This window comes from Streptomyces sp. NPDC041970 (assembly GCF_055588985.1).
In genome coordinates, this window is sequence record NZ_JBVJCD010000040.1 from 43,795 (window position 1) to 59,378 (window position 15,584).

Sequence of the window (15,584 nt, forward strand, 5' to 3'; positions counted from 1 at the left end):
ACCCGGTGGGGACGCGCCGAACCAGCAGGCGCGCTGAGATCCCCGCCACCCGCCGGCGCCGACCGGTGAAAAGGCCCGCGCCCGAGCGCCCCCGCCGCGCGGATCGGACGGGCGGTCCGCCCGGAACCTCCGTATAAAGGGGCCCAGAGGCCGCGGCCCCGCCCGCCGGGGCGGCGCGCCCGGCACACGGGACGTCGAGCGGCGGAGGAGATCGGATGCGCGGCACCGAGGAGACCGGCGCGCGGGACGCCGGGCGGGACGGGAGCGGACCGGGCCCCGCGCACCGGGACCGCCGGCCCCCGAACGAGGACCACGGGCCCGTCCGCTACGGGCCGCTCGCCCCCGACCCCGGCCTGCCCGTCCTCCCCGAGCTGGCCGCCGCGCTCGCCGCCGCCGCCCCGCGCACCCGGCCCGAGCCGCCCGGCGGGGGCGACGCCCTGCGCGAGGCCGCCCGCGGCTACTGGGACCGGCGCGGGCTGCACGGCACGGCGAACGCCGTCGCCGCCGCCCCCGGCGCCCGCCCCCTGCTGCTGGCCCTGATCGCCGCGCACGGCGGCGACGTCCTCATGCCGCGCCCCTGCCCGGCGGGCTGGCCGCCGCAGGCCCGGCTGCTCGGGCGGCCCGCCTACCCGGTGCCCACCCCCGCCGAGTGCGGCGGCGTCCCCGACCCGTACGCCCTGCTGGAGACCGTCCGCCGGGTCCGCGCCGAGGGCGGCCGCCCCGGACTGCTCCTGCTGTCCGTCGCCGACGACCCCACCGCCACCGTCGCCCCGCCCGAGCTGGTCCGCGAGGCCTGCGAGGCCGCCGTCGGCGAGGGGCTGCACGTCATCAGCGACGAGACCTGGCGCGACACCGTGCACCGGCCCCGCGAGACCGTCCTGCTCAGCCCCGCCGAGATGTGCCCCGACGACGTCACCGTGGTCACCGACCTGTCGGGGGCCCTCACCCCCGCCGCCTGGCCGGTCGCCGTCGCCCGCTTCCCGGACACCGCCCCGGCCGCCGCGTACCGCGCCCGCACCCTGGACGCCCTCGCCGCGCTCGGCGCCCTCGTCCCCGGCCCGCTCGCCCGCGCGGCCGCCCACGCCCTGGGGGAGCCCGAGGCCGTACGGGAGCGGATGCGGCAGGCCGCGGCGGTCCACGCCGAGGTCGCCGCCGCCGCCCACCGCGCGGTCCTGGCCGCCGGAGCGCTCGCCCGCCCCCCGCAGGCGGGCCGCCACCTCTACGCCGACCTCGGCCCGCTGCGCTCCGGGCTGGCCGCCCAGGGAGTCACCGACTCCATGGAGCTGGAGGACCACCTCACCGAACGGCTCGGCACGCCGACCCCCGGCGGCCACCGCTTCGGCGACGAGCTGGACGCCCTGCGGGCCCGGCTGGGCACCTCGGCGCTCCTGGGGGCCACCCCGCGGCAGCGGGCGCACACCCTCACCTCCGCGGCGCCCCTGGAATTGCCGCACGTGGCGCGGGCGCTGAGCATGTTCGCAACAGCCCTCGGCGCCCTGCGCTGACCGGCCCCGCGTCAGGGCTTCGGCGGACCGCGACGCCCCGCCCGGACAGGAGCACACCGATGACGGACCGGACCGAGCACGCCCGCCCCGGCGACGACGCCCCCGCCGGGGACCGCCCCGCCCCGCGCCCCCTCGGCGAGACCCGCTCCTGGCCCCGCGGCTTCGCCGACCGCCTGACCGCGCCCCTCCCCGGCATCCGGGGCATGACCCGGCTGGCTCGGGAGCGCGCCCACCGGCCCACCGCCGAAGGACTGCGCTCCGTCCACCGCATCCCGTTCGCCCCCGCGCCCCTGCCCACCGCGGGCACCGCCGTCACCTGGGCGGGCCACGCGAGCTGGATCGTCCGGATCGGCGGACTGACGGTCCTGACCGACCCCGTCTGGTCCCGGCGCATCCTCGGCACCCCGGCCAGGATCACCCCCGTCGGCGTCCCCTGGAGCGCCCTGCCGGCGGTCGACGCCGTCGTGATCAGCCACAACCACTACGACCACCTCGACGCGCCCACCCTGCGCAGGCTCCCGCGCGACACCCCGCTCTTCGTCCCGGCCGGGCTCGGCCCCTGGTGCCGGCGCCGCCGCTTCCGCCACGTCACCGAGCTCGACTGGTGGGAGGGGGCCGAACTGCGCGGCGTCCGCTTCGACTTCGTCCCCGCCCACCACTGGTCCAAGCGCACCCTCACCGACACCTGCCGCACGCTGTGGGGCGGCTGGGTGCTGGGCGAGCGGCGGGGCGCGGGGCGCCGGATCTACTTCGCCGGGGACACCGGATACGGCCACTGGTTCGCCGAGATCGGCCGCCGCCACCCCCGGCTGGACCTGGCCCTCCTGCCGATCGGGGCCTACGCGCCCCGCTGGTGGCTCGCCGACGTGCACACCGACCCGGAGGAGGCCATCCAGGTGTACGAGGACCTCGGCGCGCACGCGATGGCGCCGATGCACTGGGGGACGTTCCTGCTCTCCGCCGAACCGGTCCTCGAACCGCTCACCCGGCTCCGCACCGCCTGGCAGCGGGCCGGACACCCCCGCGACCGGCTCTGGGACCTTCCCGTCGGCGCCTCCCGCGCCCTGGCGGCCGCCCCGTGACCGCCCGGCGGGCGGGGCCCGCCCCGCCGCTCACCCGGCGGCCTCGCCCGTCCCGCGGCCGGGCCGCGAGCGCAACCTGCGCCGGAGCGCCGGAACCCCGCTCACCAGCAGCGCCAGGACGAGCGCCGCGACCACCCCCTGCCACGGCTCGGGGAAGAGCGAACCGCCCAGGACGCCGATCAACTGGTACGTCGCCGCCCACGCCAGGCACGCAGGCGCGTCGCCCCGCGCGAACCGCCGCAGCGGCATCCCGCCCAGCAGGCAGGCCAGCATCACCGGAATCCGCCCGGCCGGCACCAGCCGGGACAGCACCAGCACCATCCCGCCGTGCTCGTCCAGCCGCGCCCGCGCCGCGGCCAACCGGTCCGGCGCGGCCCGGCGGGTGATCGCCGCCAGCCACCGCGACCCGCTTCTCGACCGCACCCCGCGCTGCCCCAGCCCGTACAGGCAGACGTCCCCGAGGAACGCGGCGCCGGCGGACACCGCGAACACGAACAGCAGCGCGAACGCCGACGTCTGGTGGAACGCCACCACCGCCGCCGAACTCACCAGCGCCCCCGTCGGCACCACCGGCACCAGGGACCCGAGCGCCACCAGGGTGAACAGCGTCGGATAGCCGACCGCCTGCTGCGTCGACTCGGCGGGCAGCTCCGCCACCGCCGTCTGGAGGGCGCCGATCACCGGCCCGCCTCCGGCCGGACCCGCTCGCCGTGGCGCAGGGGGTGCACCGCCACCTCCGGCGCGCGCCGGGCGGCATGGCGTACGAAATCCTCGCCCGGCGCGTGGAACTCGTGCGGGCGCACCCCGTCCAGCCCGATCGGCCAGTACGTGCCGTAGTGCACCGGCACCGCCGACCGCGGCCCCAGCTCGGCCAGCGCCTCGGCGGCGCGCGCCGGGTCCAGATGGCCCTGGCCCAGGAAGGGGCCCCAGCCGCCGACCGGCAGCAGCGCCACGTCCACCGGGCCCACCGCGTCCGCCATGCCGTCGAAGAGGCCGGTGTCCCCGGCGAAGTACGTCCGGGCCTCGCCCTCGACCACGTAGCCGAGCGCGGGCGTCCGGTGCGGGCCGACCGGCAGCCGACGCCCGTCGTGCAGCGCCGGGACCGCCCGCACCCGCACCGCGCCGACGCGGACCGTCTCGCCCGCCCGCACCTCCGTGACGTCCAGCCGCCGCCCGCGGGCCAGCGCCCGCAGCCCCGGCACGGCCGCCCCCGCGCCGCGCGGCACCACCAACCGGCTGCCGGGGGACAGCCGGGCCAGCGACGGCAGGTGCAGATGGTCGGCGTGCAGATGGGAGACCAGCACCGCCTCGGCCACCGCGGCCGCCGGCGGCGGCACCGCGCCCCGGCGGCGGCGCAGGTGCGCCAGGCGCCGTGCGAACAGGGGGTCGGTGAGCAACCGCACCCCCGAATCCTCGATCGTGCAGGTGGCATGACCCCACCAGGTGACCTCCACCGGCACGTCCGCCTCCTCGTGCGCCCCGCGGCGCCGTGCCCCGGAGCGGTCCCGCCCCGCCCTGCGCGGGAGCGCCGCCGTATCGAGCGTACGGGCTGCCCCGGCGGTCCCCGCCGACCGGGCCCGGCGCTGTGAAAGGCTGGAGGCGGGCCCCGGCAACCGGGTCCGGGCGGAGAGGGCGTGAGGTGGGCCGGCGTGGGTGACGCGAAGTGGCGTACGGCGGGCGGCGCCCTGATGCGGGTGATCGCGGTCTGGGCGGTCTCCACCCTCACCATGCTCGCCCTCGCCGGCCTCCTGCCCGACTTCCAGCTCGAGTCCGACGACGGCGACACCATCACCAGGACCGCGTTCACCGCCGCCTGGGGCGCGGGCGCCTTCGGCCTGCTCTCCGCCCTGGTGTGGCCCGTCCTCGTCCGCGCCCTGCTCGTCGTGCCCGCGCTCGTCCTGGGCGCCCTGGTCTTCTTCCTCAACGGCTCGCTGCTGCTGATAGCCCTGCGCCTGATCCCGGACGGGCGCGGGGCCGCCGACCCGGAGACGGCGGTCGTCGTCGCCGCCGTCATGTCCGCCGTCGCCTCCGCCACCTCCACCGCCCTCGCCGTCCGCGACGACGAGGCCTACCGCCGCCGGCTCTCCCGGCTCGCCGACCGCCGCCGCCGACGCGACCGCTCCCCGGACCCCGGCCGCGACGGCCCGCCCGGCACCGTCTTCCTCCAGCTCGACGGCGTCGGCCACGACGTCCTGGCGCGGGCCGCCGCCGACGGGCTCATGCCGACCGTCGCCCGATGGCTCGCCGACCCCGGCGGCCACCGGCTCACCCCCTGGCGCACCGACTGGTCCAGCCAGACCGGCGCCAGCCAGCTCGCCATCCTGCACGGCACCAACCACGACGTGCCCGCGTTCCGGTGGTACGAGAAGGAGACCCGCACGGTCATGGTCTCCAGCCGGCCCGCCAGCGCCCTGGAGATGCAGCGCCGCGCCATCCACCGCACCCGCGACGGCGGACTGCTCACCGTCGACGGCGCGAGCCGGGGCAACCTCTTCAGCGGCGGCGCCGGACAGCTCGCCCTGGTCCTGTCCATGGCCGCCCGGCGCGGCAAGGGCCGCCGCTCCCGCGCCGGGTACTTCGCCTACTTCTCCGACCCCGCCAACGCCACCCGCACCGCCCTCTCCTTCGTCGCCGAGGTCGTCCGCGAGATCGTCCAGTCGACCCGCGCCCGCGCCCGGAAGGCCGCCCCGCGGGTCAAGCGCGGCGGGCTCTACCCCTTCATCCGGGCCTTCGCCACCGTCGTGGAGCGCGACGTGGTCGTCTCCGCGGTCCTCGGCGACATGTTCGCCGGACGCACCGCCGTCTACGCCGACCTCGTCGCCTACGACGAGGTCGCCCACCACTCCGGACCCCGCAGCCGGGACGCGGAGAAGGTCCTGGAACGCCTCGACCGCTCCCTCGCCCTGATCGCGCGGGTCGCCGACCACACCCCGCGCCGCTACCGGATCGTGCTCCTCTCCGACCACGGGCAGAGCCCCGGAGAGACCTTCGCCGGGACGTACGGGCTGACCCTCAAGGACCTCGTCCGGGCGGGCTGCGGACTGCCCGTGCCGCGCCGCGCCCAGCGCACCGGCAGCGCCTCCGAGGCGCGCGACGCGGTCCGCATCGCGCTGCACCGCCCCGTCGAGGGGCAGGAGGCCGAGCACCCCGCCAAGCTCTCCGACCCCGTCGTGCTGGCCTCCGGCAACCTGGGGCTGCTCTCCTTCCCCGACATCGAGGGCCGCGCCTCCCGCGAGCAGATCGACCGCCGCCACCCCGCGCTGCTCGGCACCCTCGCCAACCATCCGGGGATCGGCTTCCTGCTGGTGCGCAGCGAGGAGCACGGCTCGCTCCTCCTCGGGCCGGGCGGTGCCGAGGTCCCGGTGGCCGAACTGCGGGACGGCGAGGGCCCGCTGGCGCACTTCGGCGCCGGCGCGGCGGCCGCCGTACGGCGTACGGACACCTTCCCGCACGTCGCCGACGTCATGGTCAACTCGATGTACGACCCGGCCACCGGAGCGGTGCACGCCTTCGAGGAGCAGATCGGCTCGCACGGCGGGCTGGGCGGCGAGCAGTCCCGCGCCTTCCTGCTCTGGCCGCGCGAGCTGACCGACCCCCTCGCCGTCGTGGCGGCCGAGGGCCTCCCCGCCGGGCCGGACGGCGGACTCGTGGGGGCGGAGGCGGTGCACCGGGTGCTGGCCCGCTGGCTGCGCGAGGCATCCGGCCCCCAGGTGCCGCTGCGGGACGAGGACGCCGTCGGGGCCGGGGCCGACCGGGCGGACGAGCCCGCGCGCGAGGGCACCCGGCCGCCGGGGACGGCAGCCTGACGGCGGGCGCGGCCGGGGGCGTTGTCAGTGGTGGGCGGCAGGATGGCGGCCATGACGAACTCAGCCGCTGTGCTCGCCGACGCCGCCGCCTACGCCGCCGCGGTCGAACAGGCGTCCCAAGCCGCCGCCGCGTACTACGCCACGGGCGAGAGCGCGTTGGACGACGACGCCTACGACCGGCTCGCGCGCGGAATCGCCGCGTACGAGGCCGAGCACCCCGGCCAGAGGCTCGCCGCCTCGCCGACGGGCAAGGTCGCCGGCGGCGCCGCCCTCGGCGACGTGCCGCACACGGCGCCCATGCTGTCGCTGGACAACGTGTTCTCCGCCGAGCAGTTCACCGCCTGGACCGCGTCGCTGGAGCGCCGGATCGGCAGACCGGTCGCCGCGTGGAGCGTGGAGCCGAAGCTCGACGGCCTCGCGGTCGCCGCGCGCTACCGGCAGGGGGTGTTCGAGCGGCTGATCACGCGCGGCGACGGCGCCGCAGGCGAGGACGTGTCGCACGCGGCGGGCGCGGTGGCCGGACTGCCCATGCGACTGGCCGCACCGGTCACCGTCGAGGTGCGCGGCGAGATCCTCATGACGGACGAGCAGTTCGAGCGGGCCAACGCGATCCGCGCGGAGCACGGCGGCGCGCCCTTCGCCAACCCGCGCAACGGGGCGGCGGGCGCCCTGCGCGCCAAGGACCGGGCGTACCGCGTGGAGACCACGTTCTTCGCCTACGGGGCCCTGCCGCTGCCCGACTCCGACGAGTCGGCCCAGGCGCTCGCCGACCTGCCGCACAGCGAGGTGCTGGCCCGCGTCGCCGGGCTCGGCGTGCACACCGCCGCGGACACCGCCGTCGCGCCGCTGCGGGCCGCCGCGGTCGAGGAGGCGCAGCGGAGAGTGGAGGAGATAGGCGCTCTGCGCGCCTCCCTGCCGTTCGGGATCGACGGCATCGTGATCAAGGCCGACCTGGCGGCCGACCAGCGCGCGGCCGGCTCCGGCAGCCGCGCGCCCCGCTGGGCCGTCGCGTACAAGCTCCCCGCCGTGGAGAAGATCACCCGTCTGCTGGCGGTCGAGTGGAACGTCGGGCGCACCGGCGTCATCGCGCCCCGCGCCGTCCTGGAGCCCGTCGAGATCGACGGGTCCACCGTCGGCTACGCCACCCTGCACAACCCCGCCGACATCACCCGCCGCGACCTGCGCCTGGGCGACCGGGTCATGGTCCACAAGGCCGGGGACGTCATCCCGCGCGTCGAGGCGCCCGTCGCGCATCTGCGCACCGGCGAGGAGCAGCCGATCGCGTTCCCCGAGAGCTGCCCCCAGTGCGGTTCCGCGATCGACACCGGCGAGCAGCGCTGGCGCTGCGTCCGGGGCCGCGACTGCCACCTGGTCGCCTCCGTCTCGTACGCGGCGGGCCGCGACCAGCTCGACATCGAGGGCCTGGGCGCGACGCGGGTCGTCCAACTCGTCGACGCCGGACTCGTCACGGACTTCGCGGACCTGTTCACCCTGGAGCGCGAAGACCTGCTCGCCCTCGACCGGATGGGCGAGACCTCGACCGACAACCTCCTCGCCGCCATCGCGGCCGCCCGCACCCGCCCGCTGTCCCGCGTGTTCTGCGCGCTGGGCGTACGGGGCACGGGGCGCTCCATGTCCCGCCGGATCGCCCGGTACTTCGCGTCGATGGACCGCATCGTCGCCGCCGACGCGGAGTCGCTCCAGCGGGTCGACGGCATCGGCAGGGAGAAGGCCGCCGCGGTGGTCGCCGAGCTGGCGGAGCTGACCCCGCTGATCGACAAGCTCGTCCGGGCCGGGGTGCGGATGACGGAGCCGGGCGCCACCCCGCCCCCGGAGCCGGGCGCGGAGGAGGCGGCGGCCGGTCCCGCCCCTGGGTCCGGGGAGGCCGTTGGGTCGGGCGCGCTGCCCCTGGCGGGGATGGCCGTGGTGGTGACGGGGGCGATGACCGGAGTCCTGGAGAAGCTGTCGCGCAACGAGATGAACGAGCTGGTCGAGCGGGCGGGCGGCAGGGCCTCCTCCGGCGTCTCGCGGCGCACGAGCCTGCTCGTCGCGGGTGAGAAGGCCGGTGCGAAGCGGACGAAGGCGCAGGAGCTGGGCGTCCGGATCGTGTCGCCCGAGGAGTTCGCGGAGCTGGTCGGCGGTCTCCTGACGGCGGGGGAGGACGGCTGAGCCGGCGCGTGCGGCCCGCCGGGGCCGCCGCCCGCACATGTGAAGGGAGTGTGCCTGCGAATCGGTGAGGAAGTGGCGTTCCCTCACCCGTTATTGCATAGTGAGGGCTTGGTCGTGCCTCGCTATCCGCGGGCCGCGACGGGTTCGCGGGCGGCTGGGACGACCGGCCGGGGGTGGAGAACGATGCGCTCTGTGCACGACGGACAGCGACGGGGGCGCGCCGTCCCCCCGTCGGCGCCGGGCGGCCCCGACCGGTCGGACGGGCGGTTCACCGGGATTCCGGGCGGCTTCGGCCCGCCCGGTGCTCAACGGCCGGTGGTGTCGGACGCGTTCGGTCCGCGCGGCGCGTGGCGAGGGCCACTGCGCGCGGAGTCGGGCCCCCCGCGTCCGGGCCCCGGTCCACGGGGAGAGGGCCCCGGCCCGCTTCGTGACGGAAGCGGCGCCGGGGCGTCCGGTGCGGAGCACGGGCCCGGAGCGCTCCGTCCGCACGGCGGGCGCCGGGGGCGCGCCGGAGGGTTCCCGGCCGCCAGGGGCCTGGCCCTGGACCTCGGCAGCTCCCGCACCCGCGCCTGGGCGCCCGGACACGGGCTGGTCCTCGACCCGGCCCCCGACCACGGCCCCCGCCCGTACCCGGACGCGGAGCGACCGGTCCGGCGCGGGCGCATCGTCGACCCCGAGTCGTGCGGGCGGATGCTCGGCCGGATCGCCGACGCCGCCCTGGGACCGGACCGCGGCGACAGCGTGATCGTCCTCAGCCACCCCGTCCTCGCGGGCGCCGAGCACCGCGCCGCCGCACGGGCCCTGCTCACCGGACTCGGCACGACGCACGTCCTGGTCCTCAGCAGTGCCCGCGCCGCCGCCGCGTGCGCCGGGCCGAGCGGGGCGGGGCCGCTCCTCGTCGTGGACATGGGGGCCGAACTGACCGAGGTCGCCCTGCTGGTGGACGGCCGCGTCGCCGACGCCCGGCAGGCCGAGAGCGGGCTAGCCGACCTCGACCCGGCGGCGCTGCCCGCCGCCCTCGTGGGTACGGTGCTCGACATGATCACGTCCATGTGGCGGCAGGACCGGCACGGTGCGGTCCGCGGCGCCCTGCGCAGGGGCCCCGTGCTCACGGGCGGCGGAGCGCTGCGCCCCGACGTCACCGGCCGCCTCGCCCACTGCCTCGGCACGCGCGTCCGGGCGGCCGACGACCCGTCCACCGCCGTCGTGCGCGGCGCCGGACGCATCCTCAGCGCCGTGCTCCGCGACCGGGCGCCGTCGCCGTCGCCCGGCCGTTCCGGCCGGGCGGGGTGACCGCGAGCCGGCCGCCGCGCCGGAGGGCCGTGCTCCCGGCACGGCGGCCCGGAGCGGCCCGGACCCGCTGCCTGCCGGCCGCGCTGCTCCTGGCCGTGCTCGCCGCGCTCGTCGGCGCGTCCACCGCGCTCGCCGTCCCCGGCCTCCCGCCCGCGGCCCTCGCCGCCTCCGCCCCCGAGACGGCGACGCCCGCCGCGGCCCCGTACGCGGCCGCGGCCGACCGCCGCGACGTACGAGCCGCCCCCTCGCCCCGAGCCGTGGCGGACCGCTCCGCACCCGGCGCGCGGACCCACCGGGTCCACGGGACCGGGCTCCTCGCGGTCGCCGAGGCCGCGCACGAGGACCCCCGCGCCGCGGCCGATCCGGCGCAGGCGCCGCGGGCGGGCGCCGGCCGCCCCCACCTGTCCAGCCACGCGCCCCCGCCCCCGCACGACGCGCTGCCGCCCCGCCCGCCGGGGCCGACCGCGCCCCGCGGCGGCGTGCGCCGGGACACCGCGGACTCCGTCGGCGCGCCCCGCGGCCGCCGCGGCGCGCTCCCCGGCGTACGGGGGCCTCCGGGCAGGGCCGCCGGTCCCGCGACCGGGCACCGCCCCCGCTCTGCCGATCCGGCGTCGCGTCCTCGCTGAGGCTCACCGAGCCCGCGGGGCGCCCGACGCCCCACCCGAGGATTCCCATGACCCGCGCCACCGTGGTGCGAGCGGTTCTGGCTGCCGCCGTCCTGCTCGCCTCCGTCGTCATCACCCTGACCATGTCACCCAGACTCGGCCTCGACCTGCGGGGCGGCACCCGCATGGTGCTCCAGGCCGAGGACACCGCCACCGTCGAGGCGGACCGGGAGACCACCGACCGCACCATGGAGGTGCTGCGCCAGCGCATCGACTCGCTGGGCGTCTCCGAACCGACCCTGACCCGTTCCGGCGAGGACCGGATCATCGTCGAACTGCCCGACGTCCAGGACCCGCGCCAGGCCGGCGAGGTCATCGGCCGGACGGCCCAGCTCAGCTTCCACGCCGTCGAGGGCCCGGCGGACCCGGCCGCGACCGGCGCGGACGCCGAGAAGGACGCCGGAGCCCGCCCGACCCCCGACGGACCGACGCTCCCCGACGAGCAGGGCCGCTCCCTCGCCCTCGGCCCCGCCCGCCTCTCCGGCGCGGGCGTCGAGGACGCCACCGCCGCCTTCGACACCCAGGGCGGCGCGGGCTGGAGCGTGTCCCTCGACTTCCGCGAGGACGCCGGGCGGGAGTGGACCCGGCTGACCGGCGAGGCCGCCTGCCAACCCGTCCAGGACGACCGGCGGAGGGTCGCCATCGTCCTGGACGGGAAGATCATCTCCTCCCCGCAGGTGGACCCCTCGGTCGGCTGCCGGGCGGGGCTGCCGTCCGGGGCCACGCAGATCACCGGCTCGTTCAGCGCCCAGGAGGCCCGCGACCTGGCGGTCCTCATCAAGGGCGGCGCGCTGCCCGTGCCCGTCGACATCGTCGAGCAGCGGACGGTCGGCCCGACGCTCGGCGCGGCCGCCATCGAGGCGAGTGCGCAGGCCGCCCTCATCGGAGCGGCCGCCACCGCCCTGTTCGTCATCGCCGTCTACCGGTTCTTCGGCGCACTGGCCGCCATCGCGCTGGGCGCGTACGGGGTGATCTCCTACGCGGCGCTCGTCGCCCTCGGCGTCACCCTCACCCTGCCCGGCCTCGCCGGCTTCGTCCTCGCGATCGGGATGGCGGTCGACGCCAACGTCCTGGTCTTCGAGCGGGCCAGGGAGGAGTGCGCGGAGCACCCCAAGCGGTCCCTGCGCTCCGCGCTGACCACCGGGTACCGGAAGGCGTGGAGCGCGGTCGCGGACTCCAACGCCACCACGCTGATCGCGGCCGGACTGCTCTTCTTCCTGGGCTCGGGGCCGGTCAAGGGGTTCGGGGTCACCCTCGCCATCGGTGTCGTCGCCTCCATGTTCTCCGCGCTGGTCGTCGCCCGCGCGCTCACCGACATCGCCGCCGAGTCCCGCTTCGTCGCGGACTACCGGGGCGTCAACGGCCTCGCGCGCCCCGGCGCCGTACGGACGTGGCTGACCCGCCGGGACCCGCGGCTCTTCGACAGGCCGGTCCGCTGGCTGGCCGTCTCGGCGGCCGTGGTCGCCGTCGCGGCGGCGGGGATCGTCGTGCGCGGGGTCGACCTCGGCGTCGAGTTCACCGGGGGCCGCCTCGTGGAGTACTCCACCAGCCGCCCCGTCGACGTCGAGAAGGCCCGCGACACGCTGGCCGCCGCGGGCTTCGGCGACGCCGAGGTCACCACCGCGGGCGACGGCGACCTCTCCGTACGCACCGGGAAGCTCGACAACGACGGGGAGCACGCCCTGCGGACCGCGCTCGCCGCGGAGGGCGGTGAGACCACCAAGGTGCGGGACGAACTGATCGGCCCCAGCCTCGGGGACGAGCTGCGGCGCAACGCGCTGATCGCCCTGGCGGTCGCGGTCGTCGTCCAGCTCGCCTATCTGGCGGTGCGGTTCCGCTGGACGTTCGCCGTGGCCTCGGTCGCGGCGATGGTGCACGACGTGGTCGTCGTGGTGGGCGCGTTCGCGTGGCTGGGGCGGCCGGTGGACGGCGTCTTCCTGGCCGCCCTGCTCACCGTCATCGGCTACTCGGTCAACGACTCCGTGGTCGTCTTCGACCGGGTACGGGAGCTGTGGGCGGCGAACCGGCGGACGCCGCCGGCCACCATCGCCCGCAGGGCCGTCCTCCAGACCATGCCCCGCACGGTGAACACCGGGATGGGGGCCCTGTTCATCCTGGCCGCCCTCGCCGTGCTGGGCGGCGCGTCGCTCGCCGACTTCGCGCTCGCCCTGCTCATCGGCGTCTGCGTCGGCACCTGGTCCTCGGTGTTCACCGCCGTGCCCGGAGCCCTCGTCCTGGAGCGGCGGGCCAAGACCCCGCCGCCCGTACCGGGCGGCACGCGGCGGCGCTCCCGGACCCCCCGCCGCGACCCGCTCGACAACGGGGCCCGCGTCTGACCCGCTCTGCCCGCGCGGCCGCCGCCCCGCCGGGCGCCGGACGGCGGCCGCGCGCCCGTGTCGACGGGACGGCGGCGGGGCGGAGGCCGTAACGTCACCGGCGCACCGGACCGCCGAGACCCACGGGAGCCGTTCCATGACCGCCGAGCCGCTGTCGCCGTCCGAGATCGACCGCCGACTGGAGGAGCTGCCCGGCTGGGCGCTGGAAGGAGGCCGGCTGACCCGGACCTACCGGCTGCCCTCCCACTTCGCCGCCGCCGCGCTGACCCTGCACATCGCCCGGATCCAGGAGGAGGTGAACCACCACTCCGAACTGACGCTCGGCTACGACACGGTGGCCCTCGCCGTCCACACGCACGACGCGGGCGGCGCGGTCACCGGGAAGGATCTCGCGCTCGCCGCGCGGGTGGAGGCCGCCGCGCCCTCCCACGGCGCCGCCTGACGGTCCGGCCGCGACCCGGACGTCAGGCCACCGTCCCGAACCGGGGGTGGGCCGCGAGCCACCGGGCGTACTCCGGGCTGCGGGACACGGCCTCCGCGTACGCCGCGCGGGTCGCCTCCGCCACCGCCGCCGAGGCGGAGTCCGAGGCGGAGGAGTGCGGGTGCCAGCCCACCAGATGGCGCCAGGTGAGCGGCGCGCCCGCCAACGGCCGCGTCACCAGGCCGGGGGCCGGCGGGAACGTCGCCCGGCACAACCCGATCGCCCGGCCGACCTGCACCAGGTGGACGACGGAGGAGGTGTCCGTCTCGTACACCGACACCGGGGTGAAGCCGGCCCGCGCGCAGGCGGTGGCGAAGCAGTCCGCGAAACAGCCGTCGCCCGGCACGTCCGCCCAGCACTCGTCCGCCAACGCGGCCAGGTCCAACTCCGGTTCACCGGCGAGCGCGTGGTCCTCCGGGAGCATGACGAAGACCGGGTCCACCCCGACGACCTCCCACACCAGCCGGTCGGCCAGTGGCGGCGGACTCTCCCCGCACGTCCCGATGAGCGCGAAGTCCAGCCGCCCGTCGATCACCAGCGAGGCGATCTCGACCACCGACCACGAGGTGTACGTGGACACCGGCACCGACGGGTGCGCGGTCGCCATCCGGTCCACCAGCCCCCCGAGCAGCGGACCGTGCGTGCCGCCCAGCCGGAACCGGTCCAGCGACCCGGTGGCGTTGGCGAACCGTACGGCCTCCGCCTGGAGTTCGCTCACCGCGGGCAGCACCACCCGAGCCCGTGCCAGCACCAGCTCGCCCAGCGGGGTGGCGCGGGCTCCGGTGTGGTCGCGCTCGAAGAGGGCGCCGCCCAACGCCTTCTCGATCCGTCGCAGTTGGGCGCTGAGGGCAGGCTGGGCCAGCCCCAGCGCGGCGGCGGCCTTGGTGAGGCTGCCCGTGTCGGCTATGGCCCGTACGGTTCGTAGGTGGCGTAACTCCAGGTCCATAAGGGCAAGTTATGGGGCCCAGAAGCTGACCTGCAATACGCGTGCCGCGCCTACCGTTCAGTCGGTGTCCTCGGTCCGTACCCCGCCGCGACGGACGGCGGGGGCCCGGACTCCGCTTTCGCCGCGCCGGGCGCGGCCCCCGGCGCTCCCGCGGGCGGAGGCGCGGCGTCCTCCGGGGCGGGTCCTCGTTTTGCCGCGAGACCACCGCGCTTTGCCGGACCGGCGAAGAAACTGGCCGTCCGGCCGGCCCTCGGAGAAGGTGGGCGCATGAGCAGCCACGCCGGTCACGGCCACCACGAGGCGCACGCCGCCGCACCCGCCCACGCCGAGCCCCACGCCCACCACGGGCACGGGGCGGGCGCATTCGACCTCGACTGGAACGTCCTGGCCCCCCTGCTGGAGCAGGGCGCGGAGCTGAGCCGCGCGCAGTACGAGGAGGCGGCCCGCTGGATCGCCGCCCTGCCCACCGCGCCAAACGTCCGGCGGGTGCTGGACGTCGGCAGCGGTCCCGGTGTGGTCTCCTGCCTGCTGGCGGAGGTCTTCCCCGACGCGGAGGTCGTCGCCGTGGACGCGACGCCTCCGCTTCTGGAGCGCGCCCAGGAACGCGCCCGGCGCCTCGGCGTCCTCGACCGCCTGCGGGTTCTGGAGGCAGAGCTTCCGCGCGACGTCGACCGGTTGGGGCAGGCCGACCTGATCTGGGCCGGCAACTCGCTGCACCACATGGGGGACCAGCGCGCCGCCCTGGCCGCGCTCGCCGGACTGCTCCGGCCCGGCGGCACGATCGCGCTCGTGGAGGGCGGGCTGCCCACCCGGCGGCTGCCTCGGGACATCGGCATCGGCCGGCCCGGCCTGGAGGCCCGGATGGACGCGGCGGCGGCCGAGCGCTTCGAGCGGATGCGCCGCGACCTGCCGGGCGCCAAGCGCGAGACCGAGGACTGGAGCGCCCTGTTCGGCGCGGTCGGGCTGCGGCCGCAGGGGACCCGCAGCTTCCTGCTGGACCTGCCCGCACCGCTCTCCCGCGCCGCCCGTGACCACGTCATCGCGAGCATGGCTCGGGAGCGGGAGGTGTTCGGCGAGCTGCTGGCGGCGGAGGACGACGCCGTACTGGGGCGGCTGCTGGACCCCGAGGACCCGCAGGGCCTCCACCACCGGCCCGACGTCCACCTGCTGACCGCCCGCACGGTGCACCTGGGGCGGCGGGCCTGAGACGCGGGGGGGGGGGGGGGGGGGGGGGGGGGGGGGGGGGGGGGGGGGGGGGGGGGGGGGGGGGGGGGGGGGGGGGGGGGGGGGGGGGGGGGGGG

Annotated in this window: 12 protein-coding genes; 9 read left to right on the forward strand and 3 right to left on the reverse strand. The window is 77.5% G+C overall.

Features of this window, described 5'->3' with window-relative positions; genetic code table 11:
- Positions 1–215 precede the first annotated feature (215 nt).
- Entirely contained in the window at positions 216–1,505 is a 1,290-nt protein-coding gene (locus ACZ6EJ_RS19815) for an aminotransferase class I/II-fold pyridoxal phosphate-dependent enzyme (RefSeq protein WP_469268692.1), read from the forward strand.
- A 59-nt stretch (positions 1,506–1,564) separates the two neighbouring features.
- On the forward strand, positions 1,565–2,587 hold the full coding sequence (locus tag ACZ6EJ_RS19820) for an MBL fold metallo-hydrolase (protein WP_469268694.1): 1,023 nt from the start codon (positions 1,565–1,567) through the stop codon (positions 2,585–2,587).
- Positions 2,588–2,617: 30 nt separating this feature from the next.
- Here the strand turns inward: ACZ6EJ_RS19820 and ACZ6EJ_RS19825 are convergent, their stop codons facing one another.
- Together ACZ6EJ_RS19825 and ACZ6EJ_RS19830 are read right to left on the reverse strand one after the other, a co-directional pair.
- A complete protein-coding gene (locus tag ACZ6EJ_RS19825; RefSeq protein ID WP_469268696.1) occupies positions 2,618–3,268 on the reverse strand; it encodes a DedA family protein in 651 nt (216 codons plus the stop codon).
- Positions 3,265–4,047, reverse strand: a complete 783-nt coding sequence (locus ACZ6EJ_RS19830; RefSeq protein ID WP_469268698.1) for an MBL fold metallo-hydrolase — start codon at positions 4,045–4,047, stop codon at positions 3,265–3,267. The genes ACZ6EJ_RS19825 and ACZ6EJ_RS19830 overlap by 4 nt, the downstream gene beginning before the upstream one ends.
- A gap of 228 nt (positions 4,048–4,275) precedes the next feature.
- On the opposite strand from ACZ6EJ_RS19830, the gene ACZ6EJ_RS19835 reads away from it, so the two are divergent.
- From ACZ6EJ_RS19835 to ACZ6EJ_RS19860, 6 genes are all read left to right on the forward strand, one after another.
- Positions 4,276–6,393: a phage holin family protein gene (locus ACZ6EJ_RS19835; RefSeq protein ID WP_469268719.1), complete on the forward strand. Its 2,118-nt coding sequence runs from the start codon at positions 4,276–4,278 to the stop codon at positions 6,391–6,393.
- A 51-nt stretch (positions 6,394–6,444) separates the two neighbouring features.
- Complete coding sequence (gene ligA / locus ACZ6EJ_RS19840) at positions 6,445–8,562, forward strand: NAD-dependent DNA ligase LigA (protein ID WP_469268701.1); 2,118 nt, start codon at positions 6,445–6,447, stop codon at positions 8,560–8,562.
- Between the two features lie 540 nt (positions 8,563–9,102).
- Positions 9,103–9,855 (forward strand): rod shape-determining protein, encoded by a 753-nt coding sequence (locus tag ACZ6EJ_RS19845; protein WP_469268720.1) that lies wholly within the window; start codon positions 9,103–9,105, stop codon positions 9,853–9,855.
- Positions 9,856–9,884: 29 nt separating this feature from the next.
- The gene (locus ACZ6EJ_RS19850; RefSeq protein WP_469268702.1) at positions 9,885–10,481 is read left to right on the forward strand and encodes a hypothetical protein; all 597 of its coding nucleotides are present in this window, start codon (positions 9,885–9,887) and stop codon (positions 10,479–10,481) included.
- Positions 10,482–10,528: 47 nt separating this feature from the next.
- A complete protein-coding gene (secD, locus tag ACZ6EJ_RS19855) occupies positions 10,529–12,856 on the forward strand; it encodes a protein translocase subunit SecD (protein WP_469268703.1) in 2,328 nt (775 codons plus the stop codon).
- Between the two features lie 136 nt (positions 12,857–12,992).
- Positions 12,993–13,298 (forward strand): 4a-hydroxytetrahydrobiopterin dehydratase, encoded by a 306-nt coding sequence (locus ACZ6EJ_RS19860; protein ID WP_469268705.1) that lies wholly within the window; start codon positions 12,993–12,995, stop codon positions 13,296–13,298.
- Positions 13,299–13,320: 22 nt separating this feature from the next.
- Here ACZ6EJ_RS19860 and ACZ6EJ_RS19865 read toward each other — a convergent pair whose 3' ends face one another.
- A complete protein-coding gene (locus ACZ6EJ_RS19865; protein ID WP_469268707.1) occupies positions 13,321–14,283 on the reverse strand; it encodes a LysR family transcriptional regulator in 963 nt (320 codons plus the stop codon).
- 267 nt (positions 14,284–14,550) lie between these two features.
- On the opposite strand from ACZ6EJ_RS19865, the gene ACZ6EJ_RS19870 reads away from it, so the two are divergent.
- Entirely contained in the window at positions 14,551–15,489 is a 939-nt protein-coding gene (locus ACZ6EJ_RS19870; protein WP_469268709.1) for a class I SAM-dependent methyltransferase, read from the forward strand.
- Positions 15,490–15,584: the final 95 nt, after the last annotated feature.